General features: G+C 47.4%; 10 protein-coding genes and 1 pseudogene. 6 read left to right on the top strand and 5 right to left on the bottom strand.

Annotated features, from left to right (window positions below):
• Nucleotides 1-33 precede the first annotated feature (33 nt).
• A complete protein-coding gene (locus ACLFWI_RS19735; protein ID WP_446414324.1) occupies nucleotides 34-900 on the bottom strand; it encodes a hypothetical protein in 867 nt (288 codons plus the stop codon).
• A 227-nt stretch (nucleotides 901-1127) separates the two neighbouring features.
• Between ACLFWI_RS19735 and ndhM the strand changes: the two genes are divergently transcribed.
• A complete protein-coding gene (ndhM, locus tag ACLFWI_RS19730; RefSeq protein WP_446414323.1) occupies nucleotides 1128-1469 on the top strand; it encodes an NAD(P)H-quinone oxidoreductase subunit M in 342 nt (113 codons plus the stop codon).
• A gap of 8 nt (nucleotides 1470-1477) precedes the next feature.
• Here ndhM and ACLFWI_RS19725 read toward each other — a convergent pair whose 3' ends face one another.
• Both ACLFWI_RS19725 and ACLFWI_RS19720 read right to left on the bottom strand, forming a co-directional pair.
• Nucleotides 1478-1750, bottom strand: a complete 273-nt coding sequence (locus ACLFWI_RS19725; RefSeq protein WP_446414322.1) for a hypothetical protein — start codon at nucleotides 1748-1750, stop codon at nucleotides 1478-1480.
• A gap of 57 nt (nucleotides 1751-1807) precedes the next feature.
• Nucleotides 1808-2071 (bottom strand): hypothetical protein, encoded by a 264-nt coding sequence (locus tag ACLFWI_RS19720; protein ID WP_446414321.1) that lies wholly within the window; start codon nucleotides 2069-2071, stop codon nucleotides 1808-1810.
• A 144-nt stretch (nucleotides 2072-2215) separates the two neighbouring features.
• Here ACLFWI_RS19720 and ACLFWI_RS19715 point away from each other — a divergent pair, with 144 nt between their 5' ends.
• From ACLFWI_RS19715 to ACLFWI_RS19695, 5 genes and pseudogenes are all read left to right on the top strand, one after another.
• A complete protein-coding gene (locus ACLFWI_RS19715) occupies nucleotides 2216-2494 on the top strand; it encodes a DUF6737 family protein (protein WP_446414320.1) in 279 nt (92 codons plus the stop codon).
• Between the two features lie 140 nt (nucleotides 2495-2634).
• Complete coding sequence (locus ACLFWI_RS19710; protein WP_446414319.1) at nucleotides 2635-5010, top strand: PP2C family serine/threonine-protein phosphatase; 2376 nt, start codon at nucleotides 2635-2637, stop codon at nucleotides 5008-5010.
• A gap of 178 nt (nucleotides 5011-5188) precedes the next feature.
• Nucleotides 5189-5446: pseudogene (locus tag ACLFWI_RS19705) on the top strand (IS1634 family transposase); the annotation flags it as partial.
• 218 nt (nucleotides 5447-5664) lie between these two features.
• Entirely contained in the window at nucleotides 5665-7296 is a 1632-nt protein-coding gene (locus ACLFWI_RS19700; RefSeq protein ID WP_446414318.1) for a CHAT domain-containing protein, read from the top strand.
• Nucleotides 7297-7490: 194 nt separating this feature from the next.
• Nucleotides 7491-8099 (top strand): hypothetical protein, encoded by a 609-nt coding sequence (locus ACLFWI_RS19695; protein WP_446414317.1) that lies wholly within the window; start codon nucleotides 7491-7493, stop codon nucleotides 8097-8099.
• An 85-nt stretch (nucleotides 8100-8184) separates the two neighbouring features.
• Here ACLFWI_RS19695 and ACLFWI_RS19690 read toward each other — a convergent pair whose 3' ends face one another.
• Together ACLFWI_RS19690 and ACLFWI_RS19685 are read right to left on the bottom strand one after the other, a co-directional pair.
• On the bottom strand, nucleotides 8185-8640 hold the full coding sequence (locus ACLFWI_RS19690) for a hypothetical protein (protein ID WP_446414316.1): 456 nt from the start codon (nucleotides 8638-8640) through the stop codon (nucleotides 8185-8187).
• Between the two features lie 189 nt (nucleotides 8641-8829).
• Nucleotides 8830-9735 (bottom strand): phosphatidate cytidylyltransferase, encoded by a 906-nt coding sequence (locus tag ACLFWI_RS19685; RefSeq protein ID WP_446414315.1) that lies wholly within the window; start codon nucleotides 9733-9735, stop codon nucleotides 8830-8832.
• Nucleotides 9736-9849: the final 114 nt, after the last annotated feature.

Here is a 9849-nt window from a genome sequence, read left to right as displayed (position 1 = left end):
CCAAACCAAAGTAAGGGTTTGGTAACCAAACCCCTACTCAGATTGTCTCTGTTGTGCCTGCTGTTGAGCCAGTTGACTGTTTTGGCGATAAAGAATAACCCGATCTTGAGCTATTTCATAGCGGGGATGATCAGGGTTAACGCTATTCATCAGAGTCGATGCTTTTTCCCACCTCGCTGCTATATCTAACCACTGAGCGGCTGTATTCGCCGTTTTCCCCTCAGCATCAGCTTCAATGGCGAGCCGAACAGCTTCGGTAAAGGGATCTGAAGGTGTTGCGGTTGTTGAGGTTGCGGTTGTTGAAGGTGAAACAGGTGTGGGGGGAGGAGTTGGTTCTTGAGGAGTGGTACTGGCGTAAGGAGAGGAAATTAAGCGATCATAAACGAACCAACCGACTAATAGAAGGACGATGAGGCTCATACCACCGACAAAACTGCGCCGGACATGATTGTTTTCCTTAAGTTTGCGGGAGGATAGCTTGGGAAGCTGACTTTTCTTCCTCGGCTCAGCTTTAGGAGATTTGAGCGCCTTTATCCCTTGCTGAAGTAAGTTAGGCTTACTCAGTATGATTTCTTGAGACCATAAAAGATGGTCTGGATTACGGCTGATTTCTTCTAACCATAGCAATTGTTGCTCCTGCACGATACGGCTGTTAATGTTTACCCGACGAATGTTACGCGGCGCAATATCTTCCAGGATTTTTTGGATGTGGTTGACGAGAACAGAGCACTCCAGGGGTTCGACTATAGGTGCTTCACACAAAAGGTGCAACACGCCATCAGCAAAAACTGCTCGGGTTCTGACGCGACCATCGGCTAACTTTTGATTCAGAATTTGAATTATCGCCGCCACACTGCCCTGGTGAGCTTGTTTAGCGATATCATCCATCGAATCGTGCATATTGGGTTAAGCTATGGATTATGTAGCTAAGACTGACTGTTTTAATTTACCTTCCAGCGCTCTAGGACACAAGAATCTCACCGGCTTGAGCGGTAGATAGGGTGTGGGTGTGTGGGGTGTAGGGCATATTACGCCAATATTCTGGCTTGAAGGAATAATTGGGGCAGTGTATTTACAAAGTTTTACAATTATTAAGGTAGAATATTGCCTAGACTAGGAGGGTTTCCATGCTGCTTAAATCGACAACTCGTCACATTCGCATCTACGCTGCCGAGGTGCTAAACAGTGAATTAGTTGAGAGTAACAACGTTTTAACACTAGACGTTGACCCCGATAATGAATTTAATTGGAGTGAAGATGCCCTGCAAAAAATCTATCGTAAGTTTGATGATTTTGTAGAAGCCTATAGCGGTGAAGATTTGACTGAGTATAATCTTCGCCGCATCGGCTCGGATTTAGAGCATTACATGCGATCGCTCCTGCAAAAAGGTGAAATTAGCTACAACCTGGATTGTCGGGTAATGAACTATAGTATGGGATTGCCCCAGGTTGTGTCTCAGGACTCGTAAGTCCAACTCTAACGCCAAGTGCGATTGCCTTCTTCATCGGTGCGTGCTTGGCGAATCACATCAGAAATTTCTTCAGCGTCCTCAACATGGTGCAAGGCTTTTTCTTGCCCATTTTCGTCTTTCACCTTGAAGTAGGTTGGGACTTTAATGTGATCGCCGGTAATATCAGGAGCATCAACCGCGACTTTCTCAGATTTTTGTTCCAGGGTTTGCTCCTCTGGCGAGACTTTATCACCGGGATTGAGCGTATCATGGGTATCTGGGCGTTCTGGCTTATTCATAAAAAGCTCCTTGTACTTTGCCTGTCTAGTGTGATCCTAGAAACTTTAGGGGGTGATTTACCTCTTTCTAGAGTGAGAATTGTTCTGTAGAAATTCTTTGAGGGTTGAACGACGATTTTCCAGAAAACGACTCCAAAAACCAGGGATAAACTCATCCATCGTTTCGGCTAATGCCCACATTTCCAAGTTAATCATTTTGTACAACAGGTCATGGGAGTTCTCAATTTGCTCCATAAGCTGTTTAATTTCAATACTCGCAGGGGAGTTCAGCTCCTCAAAGGAGTGATCATCGGAAGTGTTATACTCTTCTGGCTTGGGCATGGAAATTAGCGCTGTGTTAAGCTGATCAGCAAGACTCGGAAACTGAAGTCAACCGCTTCCAAGAGTGGGAAATTTCCCAACCGACTCCTTGAAGTGGCAAAAAAGTATTATAGATAATGTTATTTTTTCCAATAGAGGCAACTGTTGTCCGTCAAAGATCCCCTGAATCCTTGGAATTATAAACCGTGGTGGTGTCAGCCTTGGTCGATTCTCATGACCGGAGTCGTAATCATCGCGGGGAGTTGGATGCTAGCCAAAACGCTCTGGATAACCCTGATAGTGGCTACCCCCATTTTGATTTGGTGGTTTTACTTTTTATGGCTGTGGCCCCGTCTCCTGCGGCATAGTTACCTTGAGTTGACGAATCGCCAACCCGATCAAGAATCCGAGTCGGTTACCACCATTTATCCCTCAGATGAGTGAACGGCTGCTCAAATCAGACGCTAGAATTTGTAATCAGTAGGCTTATTTCAATGATCCGATAATGGATATGCATTGCGATCGCGGCAGTGCGACTTCAACCGCCCAATTACCACTAGCTAGATGTAGCCAAGAGTGTTTCCATGGACAATCCTGCAGCAACCCTTCACTGCCCTAACTACCGCTGTCAGGCTGCCAATCCCCCTGTCAATAAGTTTTGTCAGAACTGTCGCACGCCCTTGAAGCGGCGTTATTTGTGGGCGCTAGGATCGGGGATAGAAGCCGATCAGCCCGAATCGCTAATTGCCAACCGCTATGTGTTGGTCAAGGAACGGATTGTACTGGATACAAAACCAGCAACACCACCAGATACCCCTCAAGAGATTCCGGAGGAGTTGTTGCCCTATTTGAGACTCTCTCCCTATCGCTTACATATTCCCCAAGTCTATGGGCGACTGACAGGCGGTGAAAGACGCCAAGATTCAGAAATCTGGCTATTGGAAGATGCGCCGATTCTGGAAACCGATACGGCTGGGTCTCAAGGAGAACTCTTTCCTCCCCTGAGAACCGTTTGGCAAGAGGCGACAGCAATACGCCAACTCAACTGGTTGTGGCAAATCGCTAACTTGTGGCAACCCTTAAGCAGTGAAGGAGTGGGTACAAGTTTACTCAATCTCGATTGGCTGCGTCCAGAAGGCTCTATCCTGCATCTACTGCAACTTCAGAGAGATAAACCGGCCGCACCGACGCTCAAACAACTGGGTCAGTGCTGGTCTCAACTCCAACCTGACGCCTCCTCGGTCATAAACAAGTTTTTCGGGCAACTCTGTGATCAATTGACCCAAGGAAAAATTCGCACCGCCGAACAACTGGTGGGACTGCTTGATCAGGGAATCAAAGACTGCGGACAAGGGCAATCGCGTCATTATCAGATTTTTACAGGTACGGATTCAGGTCCAGTTCGCCGCCACAATGAAGATGCTTGTTACCCACCCATTGGACAACTGTGGAGTCGCTCAACCGATGAAAATGCCTTAGCGATTGTCTGTGATGGGATTGGCGGACATGAAGGGGGTGAAGTGGCTTCGGGATTAGCCATCAATGTTTTGCGAGAGCAAGTGGAACGCCTCCATTTTGATCGCGACCACTGGAACCCAACCCATCTGACTCTAAAACTTGAACAAGCCGTCTGTACCGCTAATGACGCCATCAGCCAGCAAAATGATAGCGAACATCGCTCTGAGCGACAGCGGATGGGTACAACCCTGGTCATGGCTCAAACCAGCGCCCATGAAATATACATCACCCATGTCGGGGACAGTCGCGTCTATTGGATAACGCGCCAAGGGTGTCATCAAATTACCCAAGATGATGATCTAGCCTCCCGTGAAGTGCGATTGGGTTACACCTTTTATCGGTATGCTGTGCAACAGCCGACCTCTGGCTCATTAATCCAGGCTTTGGGCATGGCATCGTCTACCACATTACATCCAACAACCCAGCGATTTATCCTCGACGAAGATAGTGTGTTTCTTCTCTGTTCCGATGGTCTCAGTGACCATGACCGAGTGGAACAATACTGGCAAACCGAAATTCTGCCGATTCTGGACGGACAGCGTGATGTACCAACCGCCGCTGACCATCTCATCGAAATTGCGAATCGGCAAAATGGTCATGATAATGTTACCCTGGCGCTGGTCTACTGTCAGGTAAAGGCATCAGCGGACACAGCACCAACAGAACTTGCGCCGCCTCATCCGGAATCTTTGCCTTTGCCAACAATATCGGAAATGCCCACGGTAGCCGCCATTGTGCCGTCTCAGCAGAAAACCCAACCATTGACCCGACCCAAACGGCGTCCTTGGGGACTGCTATTAGCAATTGTTGTACTGTTAGTGGTGGGTGCAGGAATGGCTTACCTATTATTACCTCGGCGTTGGATACAAGGGTTTGTCAGCCAGAGCTCTAATTCTGATCCTTCAGTATCCGTGTCAGTGACTCCATCTCCAACGGCTAGTCCCACGTCTAGTCCTGAGAGGACTTCATCTGTGGAGAATCTGACCCTGATGCGAGTGACGCGCTCAACAGTTACCAATGCACAAGGACAAGATGTTCCGTTACTACTACGACTCCAGCCGCCGGAGGAAAATACCTCACCGATTCGGTTAGTTCCTAGAGGGAGTGTGCTGCAAGTTATTAATCAATCGTCCGGTTCATCTGAAGAGGATTGGCTTAAATTGAGAGTGTGTTCGGCGGGAACAGAAATTGCTGAAACTCAGGGGGTACAGACAGCAGTTGAAGGGTCGGCTGATGCTACCCCAGAATCTTCTACCCAATCAGACGCCAAGCGGCGCCGCAATATTTATCCTCTGGTTGAGCCAGGCGATCGGGGTTGGATCAAAGTTGCCAATATTCGCTCCAATTTTGACTTCAATTTCAACCCCACATTAGAACAAAAGGGTGTATGTGCAACGGCGCCTGAATCTGAGGCTTTAACGCCTTCCCTCAGTTCTCCGTAGAAACACGAAATAGACATATCTGTAGGGACACGACATGTCGTACCCCTACGGACATTTTTTGCTTTCCCTAACATGCTCCCAAGTGTAAGTCCTAATCATGATAATATAAAATGTAAAATTGTCGATAGCCCCTTCTATCTAGCCCTGGACTGGCTATTGTCTAGGCAAGAAGAGATAGAAAACATGTCTAGCTCCACTTCTTTTCGATGAAGATGACTGGGAAAATGCTCAGGATAAACGCGACCGAATAGTCACCCACTCAGTTCGGAGCGATTCGGCTTCTTCTAAAGCCCAAAAGAAGCGGACAGCCGATAATTTGCCTGTGCATAGCTTTCCCACCCTGTTGGCTACATCCTACTTGGCGACGTCCCAGGCAAAGTCATCAGAGCAACAATTAAACCAGACTATTGACAAATCCACGGCTGAAACGAGCGTGGGTTTTCAACATCGCGATCCGTGTACCATATTTATAAGGCTAAACTTGGCTAATCCCCAACTCCTGGCGACTCTCCTGTGCTGGGGTGAGTTTGAACTGACCCTAAGACCTAGAATAGGAATCGCAGAGGACAGGGGACAAAAGTCGAGTCTGATTGATTCGGATTTGGTCTGTCACTTATCAAACACTGATAATGTTGCTCTACATCTGGGCGTTGAATGTCTGATATCGAAACTCCTTGCCTCAGTTTAGCGATCGCACGTCTGTCTACGGCTGGGGCAGATAACTTTGCTGTGTGGGTGATTGAAGCTCCTTATCCTGGGGGTTATGTTCATCATGACTCGATTTGGTCTCCCACTTTGACTCAAACCTGGTTGGCTTGGCAACAAATGTTTTCTACGGGTAATTTGCCCCCTTTATTACCCCTGCCTCATCCCTTGACGCCTACGCCTACACCAACACCAACCCTATCACCCCAAAGCGAAAACGCTACACCGCAGACGACTAGCTACGGGGGACGGCTGATGCAGCAGTTGGGCATAGACTTGTGGAATTGGCTGTTTGCGGGTTCCATTCAAACAACGTTGGCGGAAAGTCGGGGTATTGCCCGGGGACAAAATAAATCTCTGCGCGTGCGCTTGGAAATTCGACATCCTGACTTGATTCCCCTCCCCTGGGAAATTATGCAAGAAATGGCAGGAAAACCGGCTATTTCTCTATCTACTCAACTCCTGTTTAGCCGCACGACGAGTAATGTTGACTCTCTCAAACCGCTGAGCCGCCACGATCAAGCCCTGAATATCCTGCTCGTATTTGGACAAGATGTTCATCGCTCCGGGGGTGATCAGTCAGCGGCTCGCTTACAGCTTGAACAAGAGGCAACGGTTCTAGAAAATGCCTTCCAATCTTGTCAAAAGTTCAACCCCACAGCCGTTCCCTGTTTTGTGGAAAAGCTGCTAGAGCCAACACCCGCTGACTTAATTGCCGCTTTAGACACAGGAGGTTACAATATCCTTTTTTATGCGGGTCATGGTGAACCTGCTCCAGATGGGGGTTTATTATTTCTAAGTCCGGATGCACCAATTAACGGTACGGAACTCGCTCAAGTCTTAGTTCGGAATCAGGTAACCTTGGCGGTATTCAATACCTGTTGGGGCGCTCAACCGGATCAGGTGGAAGGTCAAACCATCCCCCGGAGTAGTTTAGCTGAAGTGTTAATTCAATATGGTGTCCCCGCTGTTTTGGGTATGCGTGATTCGATCGCGGATCACGAAGCCTTGAGTTTTATCCAAAGTCTTGCCCAAGCCCTAGCTGCCCGGATGCCGATTGACCAAGCTGTCGCTGTTGCCAGACAACAATTACTCACGCTTTATAAGTTCAACCAACCGGCTTGGACGTTACCTGTGCTGTATATGCATCCGGAGTTTCAAGGACAGTTAATTGCTTTCTTAGAAGAAGGGATTACTGAGCTTCCGCCTATGCCTAGCAACTGGAATGGTGTACAAACGCCCACCGCTTGCTTACGCTCCCTAAACTCAATGGGTAAAGTTTGGCGAATTCGCGGCGGGCTGATGCGGGTGGGACGCGGACAGGAGAATGATTTGGTTTTGGATGAGGAAATGTGGGTGAGCTATAAACATGCAGAAATTATCTGTCGCGATACCTTCACTCATCCCGGACAAATCCCGACTTACTTCCTGCGTGATTTTTCTCGCAACGGCACTTATATTTTACGAGCCGATGGGTGGCAGAGAATTCACCATCAGGAAGTGCCATTGGAGTCGGGTAGTCAGTTAAAATTTGGCAGTACTCACAGTCAAACCCTGGAGTTTATTATTGAAAACCTTTAAGCCAAAACCTTAACAAATCTCAGACTCAGAGAGATTCGATTCGAGAGGAACACGGCTCAATTCAACGGTGCTAGAAGTTCTGCCAATTATTGGCACTAATCTTTATTTTCGGAACAATTACGGAACCTTAGAGAGTGCTGATGTAGCTATTCTTATCAATTTTCATCACCACCAAAGATCACATAAGGGGTATTATGACCAGTCAACACAAACCATACCAAAATTATCAGGATGCTTTGAGTCAAGCCCAAGGAGAACTCCTAGAGGCACTCTGGCAAACTGAGGACGATTGTTATCCCTGGAATCCCGCTGAACCTGAAGCCCAAGACTATTTGGCAGATTTGGAAGTGGGATTTTCTCTAGATGCTTGTCAAACCGAGGCAGAAATTACATCGGGATCACAAACCCTATTCAATCGCTTGCACCAGTGCTGGACATCGCTAACGCCCTCAGATTCTTCCGGTTCCGCCTCGGTAAAGCGGTCATTGGCTGAACGATTTTCCGGGGTGCCGTCGTCTTGGTTGGACGCGATCGCGAACCAAGCTCAACAGGCGTTGTCCATGGATATATCACTTGCCGATCAGCTTGTTTTATGCGTTAGACCCTTATTACCCAACTGGACGGAAGATGATTTATTCGTTTTTGCACGTCCGTGGGCTTACGCCATGCGAGGTAATCAAGACTTTGGCGCTATTGGCTCAGTCGAATGGTCTGAATTATCACCCATTGAGCAGGTGCGCTTAAGTTTGGCTATTGCCCATTATACTCTCACACAACTTGACAAAGCTCCTGAGGACAACTAATTGCCGAATTAATTCATCGTATTCGCGTGAGACTCCACCCTCAGCAGATCCTTCGCAGGCTCAGGAGGGTGGAGAGGGATAGCGGTCAAATCGACCCTTTCAATAAGGGGAGATTTGACAGTTCAGTTGAAGGCACGACGATTAACCCCGTACTTCGCTGCAACAACTGGACTTTTTTGGCAGTAAACTGCCCTAAACGTTTCCAATTTTTGTCGGAAACGGAAACCTGTGCCTTAGTGTCTCCAGAACACCAGCCGATGTAAGTTTTTCCAGCTTTTTCGGCAATTACCTGATCACCCTTCCTAATTCCATGGCGGGTAACTGTACCGCCGTACTTGCGCCGCACTCCACCCTTAGAGGGAACACACAGGTGTAATTGTCTACGACTAATTGGTGGTCTACGGATTACCGCAAACGGTGCGGGGGTAACATGAACAGCTTGAATCAGGATTTGGGCAGATTCGAGACTTTCCTTGTCTCTAGCCGTGACGATGAAGTCATCGGCGTATTGTACTAAGTAGGTTGGTGGAAATAAACTCAACCTTATGAAGTTATGTTAACAAGCCTCAAACCCTTACAAATGACGAATGACCAATGACGAATGATATCATGTCCGGTCAAACACCCCTAATAAAAACGCCTGAAACCCCTGTTATTAAAGCATTGCAATTATGGGCAATCGTTAGGACATGATATGACGATCCCCACCGTTAACTTTAATTGTCCCCACCTAACTCAAAGGTGGTAAAAGAGGCAGCAAAAGTGTAATGAAATAGTAAACTAAGGGAGCGGTAAAAACGTAGCTGTCTGTGCGGTCTAAAATACCGCCATGACCTGGAATTAATTGTCCTGAATCCTTGACCCCAGCATCTCGTTTCATCATTGATTCGGTTAAGTCTCCCAACAGGCTAGCCACTCCAATTAACGTACCGAAAACAAATCCACTGAGTTGCCAGTTTGACCATTGCAGATACCAAGCCCCAAGCATAGCAACTGCCCCACTGCCACAAATTCCAAAAATTGCCCCTTCTACTGTCTTTTTAGGACTAATATTCGATAAGGGAGTGCGACCAAAAAACTTACCAAAACTATACGCCCCAATATCGGCTGCCCAAATACAGGCAAACGCGAGTAGAGTTACGGTTAAGCCTGGGGACAGAACCGTTAGATTAGTCCAAGGGTGAAGCCAAGAGTCATTGAACGAGAAACTATTGATGCTCGCTGTAGCATTCAAGGGTAATGAAACCCCTCCATCTAAACCAACACGCAATCGTATCCAGTAGCTAGGCAGATAACCGCCATAGAGTAATCCCAAAATCGAAGCGGCAATATCCGCAATAGTCGCCATTTTGGGTTGAAAGAGCAAGTAAAAACAAATCAGGGTTCCGGCAATGGGAAAGGCGGCATCCGTCAGATTAGAGTTAAGGGCGGCTGTCACCAATAAAAGTTGACTCACAACTAACGTCGTTTTAGCCGCAGGCGCAATTCCTTTTGCCTGAACCAGTTGAAAATATTCCAGTTGACCCAAATAGACGATGACACAGAGACCGAGGGTAAAATACCATCCTCCAGCCACAATCATCCCCATTGCTAGGGTAATCGCTACAATTCCACTAAAAATCCGAGACCAGGGCATAGAACTTTATTTGACACAAGACAGTCGAAATTAACTGTCTGAATAAAACTATTACATTAAGATTAACAATCGGGCAGCATTCGCCGTTAGTCAATTGGAGGATGGGTAGTAGGG

It is taken from the genome of Coleofasciculus sp., from assembly GCF_046539235.1.
Lineage (GTDB): Bacteria > Cyanobacteriota > Cyanobacteriia > Cyanobacteriales > Coleofasciculaceae > Coleofasciculus.
Note: the sequence above shows the minus strand (reverse complement) of the source record. Positions and strands in the feature narration are given on the sequence as shown.

What these genes read in the sequence shown, in the direction of transcription:
- ACLFWI_RS19735 (WP_446414324.1), bottom strand. Translation starts at nt 900, where the DNA reads ATGCACGATTCGATGGATGATATCGCTAAACAAGCTCACCAGGGCAGT.
- ACLFWI_RS19725 (WP_446414322.1), bottom strand. Translation starts at nt 1,750, where the DNA reads ATGAATAAGCCAGAACGCCCAGATACCCATGATACGCTCAATCCCGGT.
- ACLFWI_RS19710 (WP_446414319.1), top strand. Translation starts at nt 2,635, where the DNA reads ATGGACAATCCTGCAGCAACCCTTCACTGCCCTAACTACCGCTGTCAG.
- ndhM (WP_446414323.1), top strand. Translation starts at nt 1,128, where the DNA reads ATGCTGCTTAAATCGACAACTCGTCACATTCGCATCTACGCTGCCGAG.
- ACLFWI_RS19700 (WP_446414318.1), top strand. Translation starts at nt 5,665, where the DNA reads ATGTCTGATATCGAAACTCCTTGCCTCAGTTTAGCGATCGCACGTCTG.
- ACLFWI_RS19695 (WP_446414317.1), top strand. Translation starts at nt 7,491, where the DNA reads ATGACCAGTCAACACAAACCATACCAAAATTATCAGGATGCTTTGAGT.
- ACLFWI_RS19685 (WP_446414315.1), bottom strand. Translation starts at nt 9,735, where the DNA reads ATGCCCTGGTCTCGGATTTTTAGTGGAATTGTAGCGATTACCCTAGCA.
- ACLFWI_RS19720 (WP_446414321.1), bottom strand. Translation starts at nt 2,071, where the DNA reads ATGCCCAAGCCAGAAGAGTATAACACTTCCGATGATCACTCCTTTGAG.